Source organism: Arthrobacter sp. D3-16 (assembly GCF_054408515.1).
This window is the reverse complement of the sequence record NZ_CP096437.1, coordinates 1,539,094-1,564,370: the sequence shown is the minus strand read 5'-3', so window position 1 is coordinate 1,564,370 and position 25,277 is coordinate 1,539,094. Positions and strand designations below refer to the sequence as shown.

At 58.9% G+C, this 25,277-nt stretch carries 21 protein-coding genes and 1 pseudogene; 9 read left to right on the top strand and 13 right to left on the bottom strand.

Features of this window, described 5'->3' with window-relative positions; genetic code table 11:
• Window positions 1–82: 82 nt before the first annotated feature.
• The 5 genes and pseudogenes from M1D32_RS07480 to M1D32_RS07460 form a co-directional block, all read right to left on the bottom strand.
• Entirely contained in the window at window positions 83–469 is a 387-nt protein-coding gene (locus M1D32_RS07480) for a TadE/TadG family type IV pilus assembly protein (RefSeq protein ID WP_458782128.1), read from the bottom strand.
• Between the two features lie 97 nt (window positions 470–566).
• Entirely contained in the window at window positions 567–758 is a 192-nt protein-coding gene (locus M1D32_RS07475) for a hypothetical protein (RefSeq protein WP_458782127.1), read from the bottom strand.
• A 122-nt stretch (window positions 759–880) separates the two neighbouring features.
• A complete protein-coding gene (locus M1D32_RS07470) occupies window positions 881–1,780 on the bottom strand; it encodes a type II secretion system F family protein (protein WP_458781632.1) in 900 nt (299 codons plus the stop codon).
• Window positions 1,781–1,818: 38 nt separating this feature from the next.
• Window positions 1,819–2,675, bottom strand: a pseudogene (locus tag M1D32_RS07465) (type II secretion system F family protein).
• Window positions 2,675–3,898 (bottom strand): CpaF family protein, encoded by a 1,224-nt coding sequence (locus tag M1D32_RS07460; protein ID WP_458781631.1) that lies wholly within the window; start codon window positions 3,896–3,898, stop codon window positions 2,675–2,677. The pseudogene M1D32_RS07465 and the gene M1D32_RS07460 overlap by 1 nt, the downstream one beginning before the upstream one ends.
• Window positions 3,899–4,185: 287 nt before the next feature.
• Here M1D32_RS07460 and M1D32_RS07455 point away from each other — a divergent pair, with 287 nt between their 5' ends.
• Window positions 4,186–6,981 (top strand): lysozyme, encoded by a 2,796-nt coding sequence (locus M1D32_RS07455; RefSeq protein WP_458781630.1) that lies wholly within the window; start codon window positions 4,186–4,188, stop codon window positions 6,979–6,981.
• Between the two features lie 68 nt (window positions 6,982–7,049).
• Here the strand turns inward: M1D32_RS07455 and rfbA are convergent, their stop codons facing one another.
• On the bottom strand, window positions 7,050–7,922 hold the full coding sequence (gene rfbA, locus M1D32_RS07450; protein ID WP_458781629.1) for a glucose-1-phosphate thymidylyltransferase RfbA: 873 nt from the start codon (window positions 7,920–7,922) through the stop codon (window positions 7,050–7,052).
• Between the two features lie 55 nt (window positions 7,923–7,977).
• On the opposite strand from rfbA, the gene rfbB reads away from it, so the two are divergent.
• The 4 genes from rfbB to M1D32_RS07430 are packed head-to-tail and all read left to right on the top strand — an operon-like array spanning window position 7,978 to window position 11,554.
• Window positions 7,978–8,976 carry a dTDP-glucose 4,6-dehydratase gene (rfbB, locus tag M1D32_RS07445; RefSeq protein WP_458781628.1) on the top strand — a complete coding sequence of 333 codons (999 nt, stop codon included), beginning with the start codon at window positions 7,978–7,980 and terminating at the stop codon, window positions 8,974–8,976.
• A 3-nt stretch (window positions 8,977–8,979) separates the two neighbouring features.
• Window positions 8,980–10,404, top strand: coding sequence for a sugar nucleotide-binding protein (locus M1D32_RS07440; protein ID WP_458781627.1), 1,425 nt, complete (start codon window positions 8,980–8,982; stop codon window positions 10,402–10,404).
• Window positions 10,401–11,132, top strand: coding sequence for a glycosyltransferase family 2 protein (locus tag M1D32_RS07435; RefSeq protein WP_458781626.1), 732 nt, complete (start codon window positions 10,401–10,403; stop codon window positions 11,130–11,132). The genes M1D32_RS07440 and M1D32_RS07435 overlap by 4 nt, the downstream gene beginning before the upstream one ends.
• Before the next feature lie 8 nt (window positions 11,133–11,140).
• On the top strand, window positions 11,141–11,554 hold the full coding sequence (locus M1D32_RS07430) for a DUF2304 domain-containing protein (protein WP_458781625.1): 414 nt from the start codon (window positions 11,141–11,143) through the stop codon (window positions 11,552–11,554).
• Between the two features lie 57 nt (window positions 11,555–11,611).
• On the opposite strand, the gene M1D32_RS07425 is transcribed toward M1D32_RS07430, so the two are convergent.
• Window positions 11,612–12,493 (bottom strand): glycosyltransferase family 2 protein, encoded by an 882-nt coding sequence (locus M1D32_RS07425; protein ID WP_458781624.1) that lies wholly within the window; start codon window positions 12,491–12,493, stop codon window positions 11,612–11,614.
• A gap of 239 nt (window positions 12,494–12,732) precedes the next feature.
• Here M1D32_RS07425 and M1D32_RS07420 point away from each other — a divergent pair, with 239 nt between their 5' ends.
• From M1D32_RS07420 to M1D32_RS07410, 3 genes are read left to right on the top strand one after another with little or no spacing between them, the layout of a single operon-like run.
• Window positions 12,733–13,662, top strand: a complete 930-nt coding sequence (locus M1D32_RS07420; protein WP_458781623.1) for a glycosyltransferase — start codon at window positions 12,733–12,735, stop codon at window positions 13,660–13,662.
• Window positions 13,659–14,396, top strand: a complete 738-nt coding sequence (locus M1D32_RS07415; protein WP_458781622.1) for a glycosyltransferase — start codon at window positions 13,659–13,661, stop codon at window positions 14,394–14,396. Before M1D32_RS07420 ends, M1D32_RS07415 begins: the two co-directional genes overlap by 4 nt.
• On the top strand, window positions 14,393–15,427 hold the full coding sequence (locus M1D32_RS07410; RefSeq protein WP_458781621.1) for a glycosyltransferase: 1,035 nt from the start codon (window positions 14,393–14,395) through the stop codon (window positions 15,425–15,427). Before M1D32_RS07415 ends, M1D32_RS07410 begins: the two co-directional genes overlap by 4 nt.
• Here M1D32_RS07410 and M1D32_RS07405 read toward each other — a convergent pair.
• Complete coding sequence (locus tag M1D32_RS07405) at window positions 15,420–16,346, bottom strand: glycosyltransferase family 2 protein (protein WP_458781620.1); 927 nt, start codon at window positions 16,344–16,346, stop codon at window positions 15,420–15,422. The two genes, M1D32_RS07410 and M1D32_RS07405, sit on opposite strands and share 8 nt — an antisense overlap.
• Window positions 16,347–16,561: 215 nt before the next feature.
• Here M1D32_RS07405 and M1D32_RS07400 point away from each other — a divergent pair, with 215 nt between their 5' ends.
• Window positions 16,562–17,713 carry a polysaccharide biosynthesis protein gene (locus tag M1D32_RS07400; RefSeq protein ID WP_458781619.1) on the top strand — a complete coding sequence of 384 codons (1,152 nt, stop codon included), beginning with the start codon at window positions 16,562–16,564 and terminating at the stop codon, window positions 17,711–17,713.
• Window positions 17,714–18,088: 375 nt separating this feature from the next.
• Here M1D32_RS07400 and M1D32_RS07395 read toward each other — a convergent pair whose 3' ends face one another.
• The 5 genes from M1D32_RS07395 to glf all read right to left on the bottom strand — a co-directional run bounded on the left by M1D32_RS07395 (window position 18,089) and on the right by glf (window position 25,030).
• Entirely contained in the window at window positions 18,089–20,104 is a 2,016-nt protein-coding gene (locus M1D32_RS07395; protein WP_458781618.1) for a DUF6541 family protein, read from the bottom strand.
• A 113-nt stretch (window positions 20,105–20,217) separates the two neighbouring features.
• Window positions 20,218–20,943, bottom strand: a complete 726-nt coding sequence (locus M1D32_RS07390; protein ID WP_458781617.1) for an ABC transporter ATP-binding protein — start codon at window positions 20,941–20,943, stop codon at window positions 20,218–20,220.
• Window positions 20,944–21,825, bottom strand: a complete 882-nt coding sequence (locus M1D32_RS07385; protein WP_458781616.1) for an ABC transporter permease — start codon at window positions 21,823–21,825, stop codon at window positions 20,944–20,946.
• A complete protein-coding gene (locus M1D32_RS07380) occupies window positions 21,822–23,846 on the bottom strand; it encodes a glycosyltransferase (RefSeq protein ID WP_458781615.1) in 2,025 nt (674 codons plus the stop codon). The genes M1D32_RS07385 and M1D32_RS07380 overlap by 4 nt, the downstream gene beginning before the upstream one ends.
• The gene (gene glf, locus M1D32_RS07375) at window positions 23,843–25,030 is read right to left on the bottom strand and encodes a UDP-galactopyranose mutase (protein WP_458781614.1); all 1,188 of its coding nucleotides are present in this window, start codon (window positions 25,028–25,030) and stop codon (window positions 23,843–23,845) included. Before glf ends, M1D32_RS07380 begins: the two co-directional genes overlap by 4 nt.
• Window positions 25,031–25,277: the final 247 nt, after the last annotated feature.

The window sequence follows — 25,277 nt, the reverse complement described above, 5'->3', positions numbered from 1 at the left end:
CGGCGGCGACGTATGTTCTGCAGTGCCCGATGGAAGGCACAGCGCTACCATCAGCCGTTTGCAGACAGACGCAAGGCTTGGGTCACGGCTGAACAGCGGAATGACCTTTCACCTCCAACAGATCCCGTGGTCCGATGAGACCTATGACGGGCATCGGTGCCCGTACGGTCACTTCCAGAGTCCGCTGGCCTTGGTACGTCACCTCATTGGTGCTTACTTGCTGTGCAAAGCCGGCATTCAGGGCGGACTGAATGAGGCTCCGGGTCCTTTCCTCCGCGTCGGCAGCACTCCGGTCGGCAAGGGTTCCATAGCGGGCACCGGAAGCCGCCGCGTCAATCAAAGTGTTCCTTACATGCAGGACCAGTGCCAGCTGAATGATCGCAAGGAAGAACAGTGTTAGGAGGCTGCCGACCAGGACAAAGTCGACCACGGCAGAGCCCTGCTCCCGGGATTCGGCTTTCCCTGCCATCGCGCGATGGGAAACTGTCCTCCCCGGGCGTGCCACTTTGCCGGGCATGTCCAGAGCGCGGTCCAGATTCCTACCGCGGATGGACTTTGTCATTTTGTTAGCTTCCGACCTTGTCCATTGCCTGGTTGAACATGGCTTCGAGCGCGGGGCCGGCGAGCGCAAGCAGCGCTGCCACGAGGACGGCGGACATGAGCGTAATCATCACCCAGCCCGGGACATCACCTCGTTCAGGGTGGTCAGCCGCTGGGCCTTTCCACTGCCGTGCGTTTCCGACGACCAGGCCTGCCATCACTGTTGTGGCAAGAGACTGGAGCAGCACCATGGAGCGGATCCCCAATTTTTTCATTCTTTCCGTCCTCTTCCTTCTTTTCCAGCTGTGAACTTATCGGTACGTGCATCTTCTTTTGACATTCAGAACCCGAGATTGATTGCGGCAATGCCCGGAAAAACAGCAAAAACAACAGTCAAGGGCAGCACCCCAAATACGAGCGGTACCATCATGGCGATTTCCTTCTTGCCTGCGGCTTCCATCAGGTCGCGCTTGGCCATATCACGTACGTCCTGCGCCTGGGCGCGGAGCACGTCGGCCAAAGGAGTGCCCCTCTCGACTGCGACGACAATTCCGTCCACGAAACGGACGAGGGGTGGCAGGTCTGTCCGCGCCGAGAACTCCTGAAGTGCCTGGATCAGCGGCTTCCCTGCTCTCGTTTCAGTCAGGACCTTGGCGAACTCCTTCGTCAGCTCACCCCTGGCGCTACGGCAGACCCTGTCCAGGGCGCCTGTAGCGCTCTCCCCCGCGCTGACTGCCAACGCCATCAGTTCTGCAAGGCTGGGGAATTCCGCCATCATCTTCGACTCCCTGCGGCGGATCTGCTCACCCAGCCAGTAGTCGCGGAGCATGAACCCTCCTATGGCACTCCCCACCACAGCAACAGCAGCAAATATGGGGTTGAACCTGCCCGAAGCGGCACCGAGAACGATGAAGACAATCGACGCTGCGAAGCCGGCGGCCGCCCATAGCAGTTGTTCCGCCCGGAAGTCGACCGGGGACTTGTCGATTCCGGCTTGGGCCAGTCGTCGGGCCGTAGCTTTCGACGCGGGGTTGAGCCGCGCGAGGGCTGCCAGACCGTCCTGCAGTATGGGTTGAAGAATCCTTCCCAGCGGCCCGAAGGGTGTTGGGTTGTGTTCCCCGGCGCGCAGCAGCCTGGATTCAAGATTCTGTGATTTCAGCTGCGGCTCGATGCGCTGCGACAGAGTGACGGCACGCATGAAAGGAGATCGGAAGATCACGAGCCAGAGGCCGATGCCCATGAGCAAGCCACATACAACAGCAGGAGGTGAAATCTCTATCACCTGAGCACCCGCTCGTCCTGCGGAAGTGCTCCAATCCGAAGCATGATCGAGTAGCAGATCAAGGAAATGACCAAGCCGCCAAGCAGGACCGCTGCGCCCATTGGTGTGTTGTAGGCCTGTACCGCCTCCGGCCTCGTGGCAAGGAGCATCATGACGATCCAAGGTGCGGCAACGGCGAGCCGTGCTGCGTTGATGGTCCAGGACTGCCGCGCCTCCAGCTCACTGCGTGTACGGGCGTTTTCCCGCAGAAACTCAGCCAGTGTTCCGAGGAGTTTGCCTAAGTCGGAGCCCCCAACTTCCCTTGTCAGGCGCAGCGCCTCGACGATCCGATCTGCAACGGGATCGGCAAGCCGGTCCTTGAGCTGGTTGAGCGAGGCTTCAAAATGGCCACCAGCCCGGTAATCTGCCCCAAAGTCACGGAAGACGTGCCTCAGTTCTTCGGGTCCTTTCTCGCCGAGCTGAATGAGGGCCTCCGGCAGAGGCAGCCCGGCCCGGATGGCAGAACGTAGGTGGTCGACGACGTCGGGCCAGAGGGTTCGCAGCAAAGCGCTCCTCTTCTTTGCTTTCCAACGGAGGACGGTTATCGGCAGCCAGATTCCGAAGAGACCGAAACAAATGGAAATCGGCCAGGAGCGGGTTGCGGCGAAAAAGACCAGGGCCACCCGAAAAGACCGAGCCCAATGCAAGTTCCCAGCAATCCGGAAGCAGACACTTTCTCGATTCCTGCTGCGGCCAGCAGGTCCCCTAAGCGGCTTGTCCGTTCCTTCCGAAGCGCTGGTTTCGGCGACTCCCAAAAGGACCACCAGATCAGGAAGAACCCGGACCCTGCTGTTACTCCCAAAAGTGCCGACATCATCGCGGGTCCAGCAGCGCGGCGACGTCATATCCGGCCCTGCCGAATTTCTCCTGCGCCGGCATGGAGTTGGGCCGTGGTTGCAGCACGCCTTCCACCATCGCGAACACCGGTGATGATTCGATGATGCCGTTTTCTACCCGGCGGCCAAGGGCCAGGATTTCGGTCACTTCCCGGCGTCCGTCGACGCGGCGGCTACAGTGCACCACCAGGTCAATGCACGACGCGACCGTAGGCACGACGAACGCACTGGAGATGTTCTCGCCCGCGAGCAATGGGAGCGTGCAGATCTTGGTCACAGCATCATGTGCCGAATTTGCGTGGACTGTGCACATCCCTGGGAGTCCTGAATTCAGGGCGATCAGCATGTCCAGGCTTTCTGCTTCCCGAACCTCCCCCACCACCAAACGGTCAGGACGCATGCGAAGCGCTTCCTTAACCAGCCGGCGCAGCGGTATCTCGCCTTCACCTTCGAGGTTCGGCTGGCGGCACTGCAAGCCGACGACGTCCCGCAGGGGGAATTGCAGCTCGAAGATTTCCTCGACGGTTATGACGCGTTCCCGGCTCCCGATACTGGCTGCAAGGCAGTTGAGCATCGTAGTTTTGCCTGCCTGAGTTGCTCCTGAAACGAGGATGTTGAGCCCGCTGGAAACGGCGGCGCCGAGGAAACGGGCCGATTGTGGAGTCAAGGTACCAAGCTCAACCAAATGCTCAAGCCGGCTCGCCTTGACCACGAACTTCCTGATGTTGACGGCCCAGTGCTTCCGTGTGACGTCGGGGATTACGACGTGGAGCCTGGACCCATCGGGCAGCGCCGCGTCTACAAAGGGCGAAGACATATCCAACCGGCGGCCGGAACTCTTGAGCATCCGCTCCACCAGGTCCCGCACCTGTTGCTCGGTCAGGCTAAGGGAGGTGAGCTCGGATTCGCCGTTCCTTGCTACATAGATTTCGTTGGGCGCGTTGATCCAGACTTCCTCGATGGTCGGATCGTCCAGGAGTGGCTGTAGTACGCCAAATCCGGCGACAGCATCAAAAAGGAACTTGCGTGCCACATCCAAAGGGCCGATAGGAGGAAGTGGCCCCATAAGCGCGCGCTCGTCGTAGTCGCATACTGCTGCCTCTACAAGACGGCGGACTTCTCCCACTTGATGGAGCGGATCAAGCCCTCGACGACGGATAAGCTCGCGGACTTCGTCCTCGATAATTCCCAGCGCGTCCATATGTTCCCCCATACAACTGCCGCCCCCGGCGGAGGCAGTGCAACTGGGTAAAGCCTAAAGACCGTGCCGCACGCCAACAAGTGTTGAAGGATCCCCTGTGGATAAGCACAGGATCGTCACAGGATCACCAAAGGCATCAGCAGCATCTCTGTTTCCACCAGCAACACGGTGCTATGGTGAGCGCGTTAAGTGTCAAAATCTTCTGTCCGGCTTATTCCTGGGGAACCAGCCGGAGCAGCAAACCAGATGAGGGCTCCTGGGAGCGCCTCATTGTCTCCGGAGCCAATATGAAACGGAACCTGTCTCAGTCCCGTCGCCCCGCCATGAAATCCATGGCAATAATCTTCCTGGCTGCCTCCTTGGTGGTCGGGCCAGGCCTGGTTGGCGTTGCCTCCGCCGTCGAGCCCATTCCGACGCCGAGTGCTCCCTCCGAAACGGAAGGTACCCCGGACGCTGTTTCACCTGCTCCGTTGGGCGCGACGCCCTCAGCTTCGGTGGACGAACCAGCACCGGCGGAAACGCAACCTCCCCAGCCCTCCGCTTCTGCCACGCAGTCCATGGCGGAGGCCGTCGGTGTGGGCGGCGCTGAAATGGGACAGCGTTCCGCTCGAGTCACCGCATCAACCCCCTCGGAATCGTTCAGGCGCCTCAGCACTGAATCTCTGTCCTCAGAGGGCACATGGATGCCCACCTTCGGTGTCCAAGGCCTGGACGTCAGCGGACACCAGCCCAGCGTGGACTGGCAGCAGCAGTGGAACATGGGCTCAAGGTTCGCCTACGTCAAAGCGACAGAGGGTAACTACTACAAGAACCCGTCCTACAGCTCGCAGTACCAAGGGTCGCGAAACGTAGGCATGATCCGGGGTGCTTACCACTTCGCTATTCCCAACTGGTCGTCCGGAGCAGATCAGGCTCGCTACTTTGTACAGAATGGCGGGGGCTGGTCTGCCGACGGATATACGATGCCCCCCGTTTTGGACTTCGAGTTCAACCCCTATGAAGGCAAAACCATTAACGGTTTCTACTTCGGCAACACGTGCTACAACATGTCACCGGCCCAGCTCCAATCATGGGTGAGGGACTTCGGCAACACCGTTCGCTCGATGACCGGAAGGCTTCCCGTCATCTATACGAACACGAGTTGGTGGAACCAGTGCCTGGGCAACCCAGCAGGGTTTGGTGACTACCCCCTTTGGGTCGCTGCCTACCCCAACTCACCGACCAACAATGCGGGACCGGTGCCAACGGCAAGTTGGAGCACCTACAGCATCTGGCAGTACAGCAGTACCGGACCCTTTGCAGGTGACTCAAATGTCTGGAACGGCGACTACGCTTCACTTCGTGCTTTCGCTGGCGCACCAGCCCCAAGTGGCTCCTTCGATGGGCTAGCACTCCAACGTACTGGCCCTACCGTGGAACTCGGCCTTCGAGGCTGGGCCGTTGATTTCGCACGACCTTCCGTCTCGACCGAAGCCCATGCCTATGTAACGTCGCCTGACGGCACCCGCACTGGGTACGTGATCCCAGCCAACACAGCCCGCCCTGACGTGAATGCTGCGTTCGGGGTGACTGGACAGCACGGCTTTGACGGGCGAATAAGGATTCAAAAATCCGGAACTTATCAGGTCTGCGTTTACGCAATAGGCAGTTTCAGTAACACATCCATCGGGTGCAAGTCACTGGATGCGAAAGGTGTTGAACCGCCAATCGGAAGCCTGGACGAGGCAAAAGAGATACGTACCGCTGACAAGGTGACGCTTTCGGTGCGCGGTTGGGCGATCGATGTGGCGAATCCTGCCACCTCCACCGAGGCTCACGCCTATCTCACTGCTCCCGACGGCAAGCGCACAGGCTTCGTTATCCCAGCCAACCTCTCCCGCCCTGACGTTGACCAGGCTCTACGACTGGGTGCCAACCACGGTTTTCAGCGGGATATTGCCATCACAAGCCCAGGCACCTACACGCTGTGCGTCTATGCAATCGGGCAGTACAGCAATTCAGAAATCGAGTGCCGGAACCTACACTTTGCTCCCGCCGCTGCTCCAATAGGCAGCTTCGACGAATCAACCCTCATTAAAACGGCGACAACCGCCGCTCTCTCGGTGAAAGGTTGGGCAGTGGACCGCGGGGATGCAGCGCGATCCATCGCCGTACATGTCTATGTGACCTCTCCTGATGGATTGACCAGGAGCTATCCGTTTACGGCCTCCCAGGCCCGAGCGGACGTAAACAGCGCCTTGGGAGTCACGGGAAATCATGGCTACGCTGCAGCAATTCCCATCAGCGCTCCCGGCGTCTATAAAATCTGTTCGTACGCGATAGCGCTCAGTCCGCTCGCACCGGGAAATCCGCTCCTGGGATGCCGCTCTGTTGAGGCCCCAGCGGTCGCCCCTCCGGTCGGTAGTTTGGACGCGGTAGCGGTCAACAAGACGAGCACGTCTGCATCACTAAGCGTTTCTGGCTGGGCGCTCGATAAGGCAGATGCAGCTCAACCCATCGACGTGCACATCTACGTAACCTCCCCTGACGGCTCCATCAAGGGCTATCCCTTCACAGCTACCCAGCCCCGGCCTGACGTCAACACTGTCCTCGGAGTCCCGGGAGACCACGGCTATAAACCGTCGATACCTATCAGCAGTCCTGGCATCTACACAGTTTGCGCGTATGCCATAGCACCTAGTCCGTTGGCCCCCAACAATCCGCTCCTAGGCTGCCGCTCTGCGGATGCGGGTAAGAGCGGGACGCCACAGGGCCATCTGGACTCAGTAGCAGTCCAAAGCGCAGGAGGCGTCACCTCGCTGGTGGCTACCGGCTGGTCGTTCGATCCAGACATGCCCGCTTCATCAAATCCCGTTCACGCATACGTGACCGCACCTGATGGAAAGACCACCGGATATACCTTTTCGACAACTATCGACCGTGCTGATGTCAACAAAGCTTTCGGCATATCCGGCGTCCACGGGTACGTGGCCAAAGTTGATCTGACGCAACGGGGCACGTACACGATGTGCACCTATGGCATCGGAATTTCTCCCTTTTCCACAGGTAACAGCGCCTTGGGTTGCCGGACCCTGATGTACTAGCCGCCCAAAGGGCAGGAAAAAGGGTGAAGCTTTCGGCTTCACCCTTTTTTCATGTTTTCGTTTCGACGCTAGCGGTCTTTCTCGGCCAACAGTTCCAACAGGTAGGCTCCATACCCGCTCTTCACCATGGGCTCTGCGCGTTCCCGCAACTCGTCATCGGTCAGGAACCCCAAACGCCACGAAATTTCTTCCGGAGCACCAATCTTCAAACCCTGCCGGTTCTCGACTGTTCGAATGAAGTTGGAAGCATCGTTCAGGTCGTTGAAGGTCCCCGTGTCCAGCCAAGCGGTTCCCCGTGGCAGTATCTCCACTTGCAACTTTCCGGCGTCCAGATAGGCCCTGTTGACATCAGTTATCTCGAGCTCTCCCCGGGGCGACGGCTCGAGGTTCTTGGCGATATCCACCACGTTGTTGTCATAGAAGTACAGCCCGGGAACGGCATAGTGGCTCTTGGGAACGGACGGCTTCTCTTCAAGGGACAGGGCTCGGCCATCGCCGTCGAATTCAACTACGCCATATGCTGACGGATCCTTCACCCAATAGCCGAAGACAGCGCCGCCGTCGATGTCCTTGAAGCGGCGAAGCTGCGTCCCCATTCCTTGTCCGTAGAAGATGTTGTCACCCAGGACGAGGGCCACGCTGTCGTCACCGATGTGGTCCGCACCGAGCACAAAAGCCTTCGCCAGACCGTCCGGCGATGGTTGTTGCTTGTAGGTGATGGAAACGCCGAACCGGGAACCGTCTCCCAGGAGACGCTCAAACTGCTCCGCGTCATGAGGCGTGGTGATAATCAGGATGTCCCGGATCCCGGCAAGGATCAACGTGGACAGCGGGTAATAGATCATAGGCTTGTCGTAGACCGGGACCAACTGCTTGCTGACGCCAAGCGTGATGGGGTGGAGCCGGGAGCCGGTACCGCCGGCAAGTATTATTCCGCGCATGCACCCATCTTTCCCTTCGCTTAGTGCCGCGGCAAATCCGGTAGTCTTGGGAATTATGCAGCGACTTCTTGTTACCGGCGGCGCCGGCTTCATTGGTTCAAATTTTGTCCATTACGCACTGGAAAACACTGACTCCCACGTCACTGTTCTGGACAAGCTGACCTACGCCGGCAACCTGGAATCGCTGAAGGGCCTCCCGGAGAACCGCTTCACGTTTGTCCAGGGTGATATTGCAGACAGTGAACTGGTGGACCGGTTGGTGACTGACACCGACGTTGTGGTGCACTATGCAGCCGAATCCCACAATGACAACTCGCTGCATGATCCCCGCCCGTTCCTGGACACCAACATCATTGGCACCTACACGCTGATCGAAGCGGCGCGGAAGCATAACAAGCGTTTCCACCACATCTCCACAGATGAGGTCTACGGTGACCTCGAACTGGATGACCCGGAGCGGTTTACAGAGCAGACTCCGTACAACCCGTCCAGCCCGTATTCCTCCACGAAGGCGGGCTCTGACCTGCTGGTCCGTGCCTGGGTCCGGTCCTTCGGGCTGCAGGCCACCATCAGTAACTGCTCCAACAACTACGGCCCCTACCAGCACGTGGAGAAGTTCATTCCGCGCCAGATCACCAACGTCATCGACGGAATCCGTCCCAAGCTCTACGGCAAGGGCGAAAACGTCCGGGACTGGATCCACGCCAACGATCACTCCTCCGCGGTCCTGGCCATCATCGCCAAGGGCAAGATCGGCGAGACCTACCTCATCGGCGCCGACGGGGAAAAGAACAACAAGGACGTCGTTGAACTGATCCTCAAGCACATGGGACAGGCGCCGGACGCCTACGACCATGTGGTGGACCGGCCGGGCCACGACCTGCGGTACGCCATCGATTCGTCCAAGCTGCGCGATGAGCTGGGCTGGGAACCGCAGTTCTCCAATTTTGATGAAGGTATCGAGGCCACCATCGCCTGGTACCGCGACAACGAAAACTGGTGGCGGCCCCAGAAAGCAGCCACAGAAGCCAAGTACAAGGAACAGGGCCAGTAGTCCATGTCTCTGGAGTTCTCAAGGAAGCTTGCTGCCCACGAAACCCCCATTCCCGGCGTCGTTCTCTACGACCTGCCGGTGCACGGCGACAACCGTGGCTGGTTCAAGGAAAACTGGCAGCGGGAGAAGATGGTGGCCTTGGGGCTGCCTGATTTCCGTCCTGTCCAGAACAATATTTCGTTCAACGAAAAGGCCGGGACCACCCGCGGTATTCACGCCGAGCCTTGGGACAAATTCATCTCTGTAGCTACCGGCAGGATCTTCGGGGCTTGGGTAGACCTGCGCGAGGGTCCTTCGTTCGGTGCAGTCTTCACTGCTGAGCTTGCCCCTAGCCAAGCTATTTTCATCCCCCGTGGTGTGGGCAACGCGTTCCAGACCTTGGAGGACAACACCGCCTATACATACCTGGTCAATGACCACTGGAGTGCGGACGCTCAGGGCCAATACACCTTCCTCAACCTGGCGGATGAGACCGCGGCCATAGCGTGGCCGGTGCCACTTGGGCAAGCAGAACTCTCCGACAAAGACAAGGCACATCCCCGCCTCGCTGACGTCGTACCTATGCCGCCTAAGAAGACGCTGGTCGTCGGCGCCAACGGACAGTTGGGTCTGGCCCTACGGAAGCTTTACGACGGCGACACCGGGGTGGAATTCGCCAGCCGCCAGGAGTTTGATCTCTCCGATGAGAGCAGTGTCAGCCAGAGGAACTGGAAGCAGTACTCCACCATCGTTAACGCCGCCGCTTACACTGCCGTGGACCAGGCTGAAACGGCAGAAGGCCGCGCTGCCGCTTGGGCCGTCAATGTCACCGCGGTTGCCCGGTTGGCACGTACAGCCGTGGAGCATGACCTTACCCTGGTCCATATCTCGTCTGATTATGTTTTCGACGGCGGGCGGGATGTTCATGATGAAGATGAGCCGCTTAGTCCCCTGGGCGTTTACGGGCAGAGCAAGGCCGCCGGCGATGCCGCAGTCAGCGTTGTTCCCAAGCACTACATTCTTCGGACAAGCTGGGTCATCGGCGAAGGCAATAACTTCGTTCGCACGATGGCCAGTCTCGCTGGCCGCGGTGTGAAGCCCTCCGTGGTCAATGACCAGATAGGACGGCTGAGCTTCACGCAGGACATCGCAGCCTTCATCAGGCATCTCCTTGAAGCCAAGGCACCGTACGGCGTCTACAACTTCAGCAACGAAGGAACGCCTCAGACATGGGCCGATATCGCCGCTGATGTTTACGAACACTCCGGAGCATCCAGGGATGATGTCACGGGAATCAGCACCTCTGATTATTTCAAGGACAAACCTGCAGCACCGCGGCCCCTCAACAGCACACTGAATCTGGCGAAGGTGCACTCAGTTGGTTTTCATGTCCCGGAGGCTGGGGAGCGTCTTGCCGAATACCTAAAGTTGGACGTAGATCGAGCATGACTCCCCCACAACAGCGTCGCAATACGCTGGTGATCATGCCGGCTTGGAATGAGTCGGAGGCCATAGGTAACACCATCCGGGAAGTGTTCGAGTTCGGCCCTGACTGCGACGTGTTGGTGGTGGACGATGGGTCCCGCGACAGCACAGCACAGGTGGCGCGGGAAGCAGGCGCCTTGGTTGTGCAACTCCCCTTTAATATGGGTGTGGGCGGTGCCATGAGGACTGGCTTCAAGTACGCAAAATTGCACGGCTACACCCAGGTCATTCAGGTTGACTCCGATGGACAGCATGATCCCCGGGACATAAAGGCAGTTTTGGACGGTCTGCACGAGGCCGACATAGTCATCGGTGCGCGCTTTGCAGATAAGGGCAACTACACGGTTCGCGGGCCACGAAAATGGGCCATGAATGTGCTTGCATGGACTATTTCCCGGATTGCTGACACCCGGCTTACGGACGTCACGTCGGGGTTCCGCGCCGCAAATGCCAGGGCCATCCGCCAATACGTAGACCATTATCCGGCTGAGTACTTGGGCGACACCATTGACTCGCTGGTCGTTGCAATCCGTTCCGGGTGCACCGTCCGGCAAGTAGGTGTGTCCATGCGTGAACGCCAGGGAGGCACCCCGAGCCACGACCCTGTCAAGGCAGCCGTATATTTGGGCCGTTCAGCTTTTGCGCTTCTCTTCGCCTTGACGCGCAAGAAGAACGAACCGTCATCCAACTAGGAGTTTTCATGGCCACCCTTGTTGGCTTCATCTTTGTGCTGGTCATTTTGCTCATCATCTTTGAGATGTTGCGCCGTCGGCACTTGCGGGAGAAGTACGCTGTCATCTGGATCATTATCGGGATCGGCGTCCTGGTGCTGGCGGCCTTCCCGCAATTGCTCTTCTGGTCAAGCAGAGTGCTGGGCGTCCAGGTGCCGTCAAACCTCCTGTTCGCGATGGCCCTTGTGCTGCTGGTATCCGTCTGCCTCCACTTGTCCTTTGAACAGTCGCAGGCTGAGGACGAAATCCGGGTATTGGCAGAGGAAGTCGGAATCCTTCGGCTCAAGGTCCTCGAACTGGAAGAGGATCGAACACGTGGTGGCCACGCAGCCCGCGACATGCCCCGGCCGGAAGCCCTGCCGCCGCACGAACCAACGCCTTAAAGAAAGCAGGTGGCTGTCCCCGTTCCCGGGGCAGCCACCTGCTTTTAGGGCCGTTCGCTAGGACACAACATGCTTCAGCAGCCGGGGCAGCGAATCGGTCTTTCCGATCATCAACGAACGGGCCACCAAGGTGGCGGCATTCAACCGTGACGTTGTATGGAAAGCAGCAGCCCGCGCAGTTCCGTTCCAGCCGAGTTCCCGGAAACGCCGAGCCTGTCCCTCGAAGTAAGCGCGCTCTTCATCGAACCGGCGGCCGTCAAGCGCCTTGACTGAAGAGTCTGACGCCGAATGCCGGCGGTAGAGGAACGACAGTGTCGGGTCAACCACCATGGAGCCGCCCTCGGCGGCGATATCAAGCAGCAGTGCAAGGTCCTGCACTACATGCAAGCCTTCCGTGAAACCGATGCGGCGGATCACGTCCGTGCGCCACGCCAGGGACGGGAAGTACGCCCAGTCGGCCCGGACCAGGCTGGTGGCCATCTTCTCACCCTGCAGCAGCACGGTCGATTTGGTCGACGGCGCGTATACCTTCTTCACGATGTCCACGAGCGGCGAGCAGGCACGGCCCTTCTCATCGATAACCTGCACGCCCGGCTGGACGACGCTGGCTTCGGGGTAGTCTTCGAACGCTTTGGAAACGACGTCGAGGTAGTTCGGCAGCATGATGTCATCTGCACCCATCACCACAACGATTGAGGCTTCAGCCAGTTCCAACGCCCTGCGGTAGTTGCCGTTGGCGCCAAGGTTTTCTTCGTTCTTTTGGTAAGTGACACGAGGATCCGACATGGACTCGAACCAGCGCTGGGGCTCCGGGCTGGGGTACCCGTCGTCGACCACAATGAGACGCCAATCCTCGAACTGCTGGCTCATAACGCTTTGGGCCGCAAGTTTCATCAAGTCGACGTCCCCGTAGTAGGGAAGCAATACATCAATGGCCATGTGCCAGGTAGGTCCTTTTCTTGAAGATACACAGGGTTGGATCTGTCTGCCCGGAGATGAGCACCCCGTCAATGCTACCGTGCCGCCCTGTCCGGCCATCCTCAGGCTGCTTTTCAGGCACCAGGACAGCGGACAAATGGAGGGCCTCCCCTGCCGGCGATAGACTGAAGCCTGCTGTCTGACAGTTCCCTGACGCAATGGAACAGTCTATTCGGGTAAGCGAGAAGGAACTATACGACGTGACGCACCAGAGTGACCCGCGTGTGGTGGCTGTAATATCGGCCTTCCACCCTCCCCAGGACCTTCCGGAGAGGGTCAAGCAACTCAACCTGCAAGTCATCCATACGGTAGTGGTCGACGACGGCTCGGATGTTCCGCCGACCAACAGAGTGCTTCAGGAATTGGAAGCCATCGGATGCACGGTGGTGCGCATGCCCGAAAATGCCGGGATTGCTGCTGCCCTGAATAGGGGCATCGATGTAGCACTGAAGGCCTGGGCGCCAGACTTCGTGGTAACCCTTGACCAGGACTCCGCGCTTGACACCGGCTATATTGCAGCCGCTCTGGAAACCTATGCGGAAGCCCGGGCCAACGGCATCGAAGTGGGCCTCGTCAGCGCCCAGTCCCACAACGGCCTGAACGTTCCGCTGCTTTCCAGGAAGGCTCGTTTTCCCGAGGCCTTCGACCCCCTTCAGTCGGGGGCCATCATCCCTGTTTCCACGCTTAAGACTGCTGGGATGCTTGATGGAAGGCTGTTCATCGATTGTGTTGACTCAGAGTACAACCTTCGCGTCCGGTCCCACGGCCTGGCCACTCTGGTGGGTAAGGGTTGCAACATGACGCATGCCTTAGGCCAGGCACAGCCAATGATGCTTTTCGGATGGCACGTCACCGTCTTGGGCAGGAAGCGCCACGTACATTCACATGCTCCTTTCCGGGTTTACTACATGACCCGGAACAACATTTACCTGTGGCGGCAGTACGGTGCCAGATTCCCGATCTGGCTGGTCCGGAGGCTTCGCTTCCAAGTGGAAAGTGATGTGTTCAGGATGCTGTACGGAGCAAACCGGAAGGGTCAGTACCGCGCTTTTGTCCGCGGTTTCGTGGACGGCTGGCGTGGACGCCTCGGCAAGATTGATCCTGCCTTTCAGCGGAAGATCAGCGCGTGAGCAGGGCCGTGCGGGTGTCCGTCTGCATGGCAACGTACAACGGGCAGGAATACGTTGCCGAACAGATTCAGTCCATCCTTGCGCAGCTGTCTCCCGATGACGAACTCATCATCGTCGATGATGCGTCGAAGGACTCCACGCTCGAAGTTGTGCGCCGCTTGGAAGACCCACGGATCGTCCTCTTGGTAAACACCGAAAACAAGGGTTACGTGGCCAGTTTCGAAAGGGCAATAACCGCCAGCAGGGGCGAGTACATCATGCTGTCGGACCAGGACGACCTATGGCTGGCGGGGCGTGTTGACACTTTGATCGACGCCCTGCGGACCAAGGACTTTGCCGCGAGCAACTTCACTGTGTTTGGCGGCCCGGCCAACAGTTATCACAAAGTTCAACTGAAGAATTCCGACAGCAGCCGGTGGGCTGCCAACCTGGTCACGACGTGGATCGGCATTCGGCCCTATTACGGTTGCACCATGGCGTTCAGGGCCGCCGCCAAGAAACTGATACTCCCGTTCCCTGAGTTTCTCACGGAGACCCACGACCAGTGGATCGCCATTGTGGCAAACCTTAATCGCGAAATGGTCCATGTAGCGGCACCGACCGTTGCACGGCGCCTCCACGACGAGAACACCACGCCCAAAACGCGCCGACCGGTCACGGTGATTGTTCGTGCGAGGATTATGCTCCTCCGTGCCTTCTTCGTGGCCCTAAGCAGGAAGCTAGGCAACCGATGACATCGCATCGCTCAAACATGCAAGATTCCGGTGCGGATGGCTTCGCTGATTCTTTCGGCGCTATCGCCCTTGCCGCCTACGAGCCGGACGAACCTATGTTCGCACGGCAGCTTCTGTCCATTCAGTCCCAGACACATACCGACTTCGTGTGCCTTATTTCCGCTGACGGGAACTTTGAGCGGGTAAAGGAAATGGTGCAGCGGATTTGTGGGGATGATGACCGCTTCCTGGTTTTGGGCTACGGCAGCCGGCTCGGCTTTCACCACAACTTTGAGCGGGCCCTAAGTCGGGTTCCGGCCGAGGCCCGTTGGGTTGCCCTGAGCGACCAGGATGACTATTGGTATCCCGAGAAACTCACAACGTTGCTTCCCTATTTGGAGGACGCCGCACTCGTCACCGGCCAGGCACGGGTTGTTTCAGCGGAGCTTTCAGGCGCGGGCGCGGATCCTGCCAAGGGAGGACTTACTGACAGGAAGGATGTCCCTGCCGCTGATCTCATCGCCAATAACCAAGTAACCGGATCGCTGTGCATCTTCCGTCGGGAGGTTCTTGACCTGGCACTGCCATTCCCAAGTCTGCGTACGCCTTCGCAATACCACGACCACTGGATCGGACTGTGCGCTCTTGCCTTGGGGGGTATCAGTGTCAAGGATCTCGTGCTGCAGGACTACATCCAGCACGGCGGTAATGTGGTGGGTGAGTCACGCCAGAGCCTCGTGGGCTCGGTCCGCAATACCTTTCGCTGGGTACGGCGATACGAAGACGACGCCTCGCCGTCGAGCGTTTGCAGGATTATCTATAAAACAGGGCTAGGGTGGCGCAGCCTCATGGCAACGACGCTAAGGGAGCGCCTCGCGCTACGGGGTGAGGCTCCCTCGAGCGGACTCGATGACGCCCTCACCATCTACGGTGCGCCCATGAGCGGCCGTCTCGTCCGGCTCCTCCTTACAGGGATGAGGAACAAGAACGTGCCGCCCATGAGGGGCTTGGAAATTTTCCTCGGCATCGTTGTCAGGCGCTGGGCTAACTAGACCAGCTGCTGATTGCTTGTCGCCGCTCCTCTGGCAGGGTGCGAAGCAATTCGCCCGGCTGCAATACAGCGGGGGTCCGAAACATACCTTCACTAAGTCCCCTGAAGGTACTGGAAAGCCAAAGTTTTTTGTTTTTCGAAGGCTTGAATTGGCGGAGTGCCAACAAAGCCAGCTCCGCCAGCTTGAAAATAGGGCGCTCCGTCAGCGACCAAGGGCGGGGGTTCAAGCGCGTGATCCACATCTGATTGCGCAGATAGTAATAAAGTCGCCCGCCCATGTCGAGAACGCCCGCGTTATTGGGGTGCTTCATGCGGGACGTCACAACATGGACGCCGAAGGATGCGCGGGCCAGCCTCTTGGTATATTCAACGTCGTCGAACCAGATAAAGAAGTCAGCGTAAGGAAGAGGCATGTTGCGGGAAAGCTTCAGGTCGACCAGCACTCCCACGAACGTGGCATGAGCGAGAGCGATACCACCCAGCTTTTGGGCTGACAGCTGCGCAAGAGGATCGGTCGATATAGTGGGCAGGTTGCCCTGCACGATCGCCCCGTTTTCGTCTTCAACCAGGGGAGCAGCAAATCCTGGGCGCGGCTGGCTTTCCATTGCCTCGAGCAGTGGAGCCAAAGCGTCTTTGCGTGGCTCGGCATCATCGTCCATCAGCCACGCAGCAGTGTGTCCGTGTTTCACGGCAAGCTCAACCCCCCAGGCAAACCCACCGGCGCCACCCAGGTTGGCGCCTGTCTCGAAGAGTGTGATGCCCGGGTGGTTCTGCCGAACGTAGGCCGCGCTGCCGTCCGTGGATCCGTTCTCAATAACGATGATCTCGTCCAGCGGACGCGTCTGCTCTTCCAAGGCCCGGAGGCATTTCTTCAAATAGTCCAGTCTGTTGAAGGACACAACTACGGCTGCTACGGACATGGACCATCCTGACTTTGCGGTGCGAGTTACCAATACAGCTTAGTCGAACGGGCCGCGCCTCCGGCGCGACCGGCTTCTGGCTGCTCTAAGCTGGAGACTTTGGTGTTACCCCTGAGCCACGATACGAAAGGACGGATCTTCGCCTCATGAAAGCCATCATGTCCGCTCTCCTGAGGCTGGGGACCTTCGCCCTCACCGTGGGGGCAGGCACAATAGTGGGGCTGCTGGCTATCCCTGTCATCACCAGCGTTGTAGGGGCGGACGCCTGGGCTGTTCAGGTTCTCGTGCAGTCACAAGCGACCTTGTTCGGTGTCCTGGTTGCCTTCGGCTGGGGAACCGTTGGTCCAGGTCTTGTAGCCTCGACAACAGCAGCGCTGCGGCCTCAGCTTTTCCTTGATTCCTTCGTCACCCGGGCCTACTTGCTGCTAGTTGCTGCACCGCTCATGATCCTCTTAATGACCGCACTAAGGCCTGCGGAAGCAGTGTTCGTTTCCGTCGCATCCGTGGCCTATCTCTTGCCATTTCTGGGCGCCTCCTGGTACTTCGTGGGGGAAGGCCGCCCGCTCCGGCTTTTCCTGTTTGATGCGCTCCCCCAGCTACTTGGTACTGTGACGGGCCTTGGCGTACTCGTCATGACGGGAAACTTCACGCTGATGATCGTTACGCAACTTGCCTTCAACCTCGCTGCCGTCTTCATGAGCGCCGCCATTATCTTTCGCCAAGGCCATCACCTAAAGGCCAATTTCGCCCTCAGCAACTCGCTGAAGCAGATGGCCATGCAACGCCATGGGGTTATCACGGCCGCAACAGGAAGCTTCTACGTCAATCTCCCCATGCTGGTGGTAAACACTTTCATACCGGCGCAGCTGGGCAGCTACGCAATTGCTGACCGACTGTTCCGGTTTGCCGTAACGGCCTTCTCACCTGTGCTGCAGTTTGTCCAAGGCTGGATACCCGAGGGAGGAAGTGAGTCCCTTAAACACCGCATGAGGAGAGCATTTCAACTGGCCCCGCTGCTTGGGCTCCTTGGGGGAGCCTGCCTGGCATGGCTGGGTCCGGCGGCTGCCCAGGTCCTTGTTCGGGAATCGACCAATTTTGGTTACGACCTAAGCCTTCCCGTCGGTGTCAGCTTTGCTGCAGTGGCAGTCTCGCAAATCATTGGCCTGGCGTGCCTCGTAGCAATCGGCAGGGGGCGCGATCTGGCGGCCTCGACGATTGTAGGCGCCGCCTTGGGCACTCCCCTTATAGTGGCCGGAGCCCTCCTTCTTGGCGTCTCCGGAGTCATTTGGGGCATGGCTATTTCTGAAGTTGCCGTTGCCCTTTTCCAAATCCGAGTCCTGCGACGCCACCTTTCGACACACCGATAGCTCGAAGGACCCGCAAAAGGGACTGCGGAGCAAACCTCGCGGCGGCGAGCCTGGCTGGCGAGTTTTGCCTACTCGAATGCGAGTTGGGTGATCACCGCAGTGGGCGATACTAGTGGGCAACCTTTGGAGACAGTCTTCAAGACCGCGCCGTACCAGCGATACACATATATCAGGCGATTGCTTCAGGAGTTTCGCCAATGAACAGCCCAAGGCCTCCCCCGAAGCCCGACGCGGGAGGCAAGGAAAAGCGCCGAAAATGATGAACCGCAGTACATTCACGGCTTGTGCCTAAGGGCTTCTATTAAAAGCCTGTCTCATGGGTAGTTACAGGTGCAAGTCACCGAACTCGGCGAGTTGCCGCCTTCGGAGCTCGGCCTATGACGCCGCACACAAGCGCAATTTGTAAAGTTTGGCCTCACCCTCGGAATCCTTCAGGGTGGCCATACCTGAAGCAATCAGGCTATCCAACCCCTTATATCCGCTGTCCCTGCCATGCACTTCACGATGCCCGAAATCGAGGATGTAATCGATATTCAAACGATCCACTGCTGAACACACAATTGGGTCATCAGCAGAGGGAACGGGACCGTTGAGGAGTGGGGAGGTTCCCTCGGGAACAGCGCTCAGGATGTGCAGCTGGATGAGTTTTCGGTCCGCAAGGGCATACGCCAGGGAGCTGCCGTTCCAAGGGTTCCCCACCATGACGGCATCAGCCGGTACCTCTTCTGGAAGGCGGTCGATCAGCTGCAGTTCATCGCTGGAGATCAGGGGCGAGTCGGCGGATAGCCGGTAGGAGCCGGCCAGGGAGTCCTGGGCTTGGCGAACGCTCCCCCGCTGTGTGGCAGCGCCCAGGGCCAACACAACAAGAAGTCCAGCAACCGCGATGTAAAGGTCCGGCCGCACAGATCCTCCCTTTTTGACTGGCCTGTCTGAACCGCCTGAACGCTTCAGCTGCCAAACCTCCACGCCCCGCATGAAGCCTTGGAGCAGGAGTTCCCAGATGAAGACTGCACCACGGCAGGCAAGCGGAATCGTAACCATCGGCAACAGTGCCGCAAGCCTCGGCGGATCGTTATACCAGATACCCGTCCAGTAAGTCCGGAATTCATCTGCTGGAAAGGAACTGACCACGATGAAGAGGAAAGCCACCGCAGCATAGGTACCCAGAAACCACACCTGGCTGCCAGACCTGATGATCACGAAGATCCCGATGACAGTCAAAGCCATGACGGCCCATGCCACCGGGCGTCCGATCGCTGAACTGGCGAGTACTTCGCCGATAGCTTGGCCGCTGCTTTCAACGGGTGGCCAGAAAGCAGCCTCCGCCGGTGGCCGGACAGTGTCCCACAGAATGCGCACAACGACGACGGCGATAACCGCGACCGCACTCCAACTCGCGGAAGATATTAAGCGGGTCCGTCCGGGCACTGACGTCAGCGTGCGCACCAGAAGTCGGGCGTAAACGTATGCCGCTGGGACTGCCATCATCGCAATCCAGGCCATTGCCGCACTGGGATGGGCCAAGGCAAGGCCTGGGAGGACGGCCAGCAGAACAAGTCCCGCGATGACCCTGGAATGAATTGTCACCGCGGACAGATTGATCACTTCCAGCGAGATGGCTACAACAAGCGGCAAGAGCGCAACGGCAAGGAAATTTGGGTACAGTACGCCGAAGTCAAGCAACGAAATGGGGAAAGCGCCGAAGGCCGCTGACAGGACACCGGCTGAAAGGAGGACTGCCGGACGACTTCCCCAGACCATCTGGGCGAGATAGATGCAGCCAAGCGGCCAGACAATGGCTGCCACGACAATGTTGATGACGTTTACAGACTCCGGTATTCCGCCTCCATTAATACTGATTAGAAGCGAAACGAGGTCGTGCCAGGCTGCCGGGTAGGACGCCGCTCCTGTCATCGCGTTCAGCGTGAGCGACGACCCGGAGCCCGTGTCGAGGATGTAGCGGATCGCATTGAGGTGGAAGACATTGTCGAAAGTTTGTGAGAAAGAATCCGGCTGACCAATGGCATTCGTCAGCCGGCGTGAGATCAGAAAGGCAGCGAGAACAACGGCCAACAACGATGAACCCACGAGCCACCTTGAGCTCTTGCCAGCCTCAAGGTGGAGCTTCGCGCCCTTCCCCGCTACGACTGAAGCAGCAAAGGCGAGCCCGGCCACGATTGCCGTTACGACGACAACGGGCAGTAGCGACCAGGGAATTCCGACAAACGGAGCGCCGATCGCGGAAATGGCCACCACTGACACGCTGATACCGGGCGCCACCGCAAAAGTGCGGAATCCCCGGAGCCTGGCTGCAACTGCCACCGCGAGCCCCGGGACGAACAGCAAAGCCGCTGCCAGGACAAACTGTGGGGCTTCATCGAACCAGGACAAAAATCCTCCGAAAGTTTAGTGGCACACTGCCGGCGCGGCACGGTGTGCCACTAGCTATGACATAAAAAAGACGCTAATCATCGGCGAACCAATTTTGTTCGCCGGGGGAAGAGTCAGGCACGCAGAATCGAAACGGCCTCGTGGATTGGTCCATCAAACTTCACATTGCCGTGCTCCAAGAGGATTCCCCGGTCGCATAGACGGGAAACCAAATCCAAATCATGACTCACGACCACAAGCGTCTTCCCGTCGCGCGCCAACTCTTGAATCTTATCGATGCATTTCCGCTGGAAGGGCTCATCACCCACCGCGAGGATCTCGTCGATGAGGAACACCTCGGGGTCGGTGTGCACCGCAACCGAGAAGGCCAACCTGAGGTACATCCCCGAAGAGTAAAACTTGACTTCAGTATCGATGAATTGCCCGATCTCCGAGAATTCGACGATATCGTCGAAGCGCTCCTTGACCTGCTGCTCCGTCATTCCCAGAATTGCGCCGTTCAGAAACACATTGTCACGGCCGGAAAGGTCAGGATGGAAGCCGGCGCCCACCTCGATGAGCCCGGCTACTCTTCCCCGCGTCCGGACAGTCCCGGAATCAGGCAACATCACGCCGGAAATATGTTTTAGCAATGTCGACTTGCCGGAGCCATTCAGGCCCAGTAGCGCTACCGTCTCCCCGGTTTTGACGTCGACGGAGACGTTCTTCAATGCGTGGAACTTCTCCGACAGGTCGCCCTTACGGCCTTTCGCCAGCCACACAACGGCTTCCTTAATGGAACGGGTGTGCCGCAGCACGAACTGCTTACTGACGTCAGAAACTTCTATTGCGTTTACCACTTACAGCTCCTGCGCGAAGCGGCCCTCAAGCCGTCTGAACGTATATTGCCCGAGTACCACCACGGCCAGAGCGACGCCCAGCCCAACAGGCAACCAGAAACTAAACAGGTCCGGCGGCATGGCAACGGTTCGGTCCGTAGTGGGGAACCAAAAAGCGTAGTGAAAAAGTTCCACGCCGATGGTGATTGGGTTCGCCTGGTAAATCGCATACCCGGTGTTGCCGAGCTTTTCATGAACCATGGTCCAGGCGTACATAACGGGCGAAGCCCACGTGGCCACCATCAACAACATGTCCACAAGGTTTTCCGAGTCCCTGAAGTAGACATTGGCGGCGCCGAACAAAAGACCTAGTCCTGTGGCGAGCATTCCCACAATGAGAAACCCTGCAACGGCGGCAAGCAGCTGAACGACGTTCGGCTGCCAGCCGGCGAAGATGCAGCCTATGACCAGCACCACCAACTGCGGAAAGAAGTGAACCGCTGACACCCACACAGACGCTACTGGAAACAGCTCTCGGGGAAGGTAGATTTTTTTGATCAAGTTCCCATTGTTAACTATGGACCTGGCCGCGTTTCCCAGAGCCTCAGAAAAGAAGTTGATCAGAACAATGCCCGAAAAAAGGTAGACAGCGTAGTTGGCCAAACCCTCCGGGTTCCGTGGGCTGCGCTCCAACCCAAGGAACACGCCCAAGGCTACATAGAAGACAATAAACTGCACTCCAGGCTTCACGTAGGACCAGAGCAAGCCCAGTACCGAACCGCGGTACCTAACCTTGAGTTCTTTCCTCACCAACAGCTTGAGCAAGAAACTCGACTGCCTGATATCGCGGAGTCCACCTCCGAGACCAGGACTTTTGAGTTCGTCGGGGAAAATAGCGCTCACTTGATCTCGTTCTGAGTGTGCTGCTCGAACGTCTTCCTCCAGGATTCAATGGAAGTAAGGTCACGCAACGCGGACTTGTATTTCTTGCTGAGGGCGGGCCATTCCTTGAGCAAAGCGGCATGAAGGCGGGCGCTGTCTGCCAGCATGGTCCTAAGCTGCTTGGGATCACGCCGATACCAGGACGCACCCGTGCCTTCTGCGTTTGAGACCACGGCACTGTCGTACTGGGCCATGCGCCACCAGCGGTTATCCTGGTGCGCGACGGTCGTTTGGGGCCTCTCCGCGCTCGTCCCCTTGACCGGGCTGGCCAGTTGCCGCACTACCGTCTTGGCTGCCCACGGCAGCAGGGTAACCTTCGACGGCTGGGAGGGCCCGTGCCCACGGCGGGGTGGCTTGTCCATCTTGGGAGCAGGGAAGTCTTCAGGATCCGGACGGAATACCGCGTCTGAGTGGCCTGACATCATTTCGCGGATCTCCGGCAGTTTCGACGGCAGCAGATCCGGCAGTCCGGCCGGACCCTTCAGTACATCTTCCAAAGCCCACTGACGGCCCTGCGCCGTTGCATATTGCATGGAAACCAGATGCTTCACGTCAGCGTACTGGGATTCCTTGATCACGCGGCCACCGAACTCGTAGGGGCTGTGCAGGAGGGCCGCCACTACCCTGTTCCGGGCATGGAAGTATGCCTGCCAGCCCACGAGATCGTCTTTGTCAATCCATGAAACATGCCACACGGCCGAGCCTGGCAGCGACACTGTAGGGTAGCCGGCCGCTTTGGCCCGGAGTCCGTATTCGGAATCGTCCCACTTGATGAACAGAGGCAGCGAAAGTCCGATTTCCTGGATCACCTTGGTGGGGATCAGGCACATCCACCAGCCGTTGTAATCCACATCGCATCGCCGGTGCAGCCAGGACGTCTGGCGAAGGTTGGATGACAGGAAGTCATGTCCGAGGATCATGTCGTCACTGGGAAGCGAAGGCTGGAACCTGTAGGGGTTCACAACCTCGCCGAACGTGTGCAGAACCGTTCGGTTGTACAGGTCGAACATGTGCCCGCCGACGAGCGTAGGAGTTTTGCAACGGTCGGCAAAGGTGAGCAGTCGAATGATGCTTTCAGGTTCCACGACGACGTCATCGTCCATCAGCAGCACGTAGTCGCTGCCGTTCTCCACAGCCTCGAACATGCCACGCGCAAACCCGCCGGACCCGCCGAGGTTGGACTGGTTGATAATACGGAGTTTTCCGTTCAACGATTTTTTGACGTCGTCGAAGCCGTCGGCATCCGAAAGTTTCTGTGTTCCCTGGTCGACAATGAGGATCTCTTGAACGTGCTCAAGCGCCTCCTCGCTTTCCGCAAGAAGTCGAAGATTGTTCAGGCAAAAGTCAGTCTTGTTCAGCGTGGTGATCTGCAGGGTGACAGATCCCGGCTTGCTTATTGCCGCTGGCCCCTGCCACTCGGCGTCGAGCATGATGAGCGGCTCGGTGCCGGCAAGCAGGTCAAACCAGTACCAGCCGCCGTCGCCAAACGGCGCAAGCGAGAGCTCAAAGTAGTTATCTGCAATGCCCTCGACCCGGCGGGTGTCCACGCGCTGCAGGGAGCCCCGGGCGTTGGACTTGTAAACGATGACCGAACCGGCGCCTTGGGTCCGGACCTGCAGTCGGATCTTGTCCACAGTCGTCCAACGCCGCCAGTAGCTGGCAGGGAATGCGTTGAAGTAACTGCCGAAAGACACCCGCTCGCCTGAGCGGACAGACGTCGAGTGCCGCGAAAGGAAGTCCTCAACGTGAGCCTCCTTCGCCGGGCTGCTGAAAGCCCTCGATTTAGTAGGCTTTCCGTCCCGGTCACCTACGGTGGGCAACTGGATACCGGTTGCGGTTCCCATGTCCATGTACAGGGGTACGGTATCCATCTGGCTGGCACTGGGCAGAATTACGCGCTGCAGCGTTTGCCATTCGCTGCGGGTGCCCTCCACTTGAGCCTGAGAAGCGTTCTTCTTCTTGCTTTCGGTCGAGACACTCATGCGTCCACGCCTCCACTTACCAGCATTACGCCGCTTTCGTAGTGCGGCCGGATCTTGTTGTCGAACATGCTCAGTGCAGAGCCTATGGCCATATGCATGTCAAGGTACTTGTACGTGCCCAGGCGCCCACCGAACAGAACGTCCTTCTCCGCTGCCGCAAGGTCGCGATACTTGAGCAACCGGTCCCGGTCTGCGGAAGTATTAATCGGGTAGTACGGCTCGTCGCCCTTCTCCGCAAACCGCGAAAATTCGCGCATGATGACGGTCTTCTCCGTCTGGTAATCGCGCTCCGGGTGAAAGTGGCGGGGTTCGATGACGCGGGTGTAGGGCACGTCCTCGTCGTTGTAGTTCACTACAGAAGTTCCCTGGAAGTCCCCGACCTCCAGAACTTCTTCCTCAAAGTCGATGGTGCGCCAGGAGAGGTCGCCCTCGGCGTAGTCGAAGTAGCGGTCAACGGGGCCCGTGTAGACCACGGGGATGTTGCCGACAACTTTGTTTTTGCTGTATTCGTGTGACTCGTCGAAGAAGTCGGTGTTCAGGCGCACCTCGATGTTCGGGTGCTGCGCCATCTTCTCAATCCACGCCGTGTAGCCGTTCGTCGGCAGGCCCTCAAACTTGTCGTTGAAGTACCGGTTGTCATAGTTGTAGCGCACCGGGAGCCGGGAGATGATGCCGGCGGGCAGGTCCTTGGGATCCGTCTGCCACTGCTTGCCCGTGTAGTGCTTGATGAAAGCCTCGTACAGCGGGCGGCCAATAAGCTGGATGCCCTTGTCGTTGAGGTTCTGCGGGTCGGTTCCGGCAAGCTCGCCAGCCTGTTCCTGGATGAGGTCGCGGGCCTGGCCTGGCGTGAGGTTGGCGCGGAAAAACTGATTGATGGTAGCCAGGTTGATCGGCAGGGAGTAGACCTCGCCCTTGTGCACGCCGTATACCTTGTGAACGTAGTTCGTGAAGGTAGTGAACCGGTTGACGTACTCCCACACACGCTCGTTGGACGTGTGGAACAGGTGGGCACCATAGCGGTGCACCTCGATACCTGTCTGTTCTTCCTTTTCGCTGTAGGCATTGCCGCCGATGTGGTGGCGGCGGTCGAGGACAACGACCTTCAAGCCGAGCTCAGTGGCGGCCTGTTCTGCAATTGTCAGGCCAAAAAAGCCGGACCCTACGATGACGAGGTCAGCGGTCACAAAATCTCCTGGTTCGAATGCGGGCAGCGCAATGGTGCGCATTGTCTGCTGCTCTAGCCTACCCGAGGCATCACGGCGCCCGTCGAATCAAGGATCGCCGCAACCAGCCATGCGGCACTCCACCTTTAGGAGCGGCACGACGGTGGCAGCTTGCGGCCAGGCCCGCATCGGGGTGCCCGTCGCGTTGTCCACATACGGAAACTCCTTCAACCGGCGCGGCGTTCCGCTCACTAGCGTGGGCTCAAAG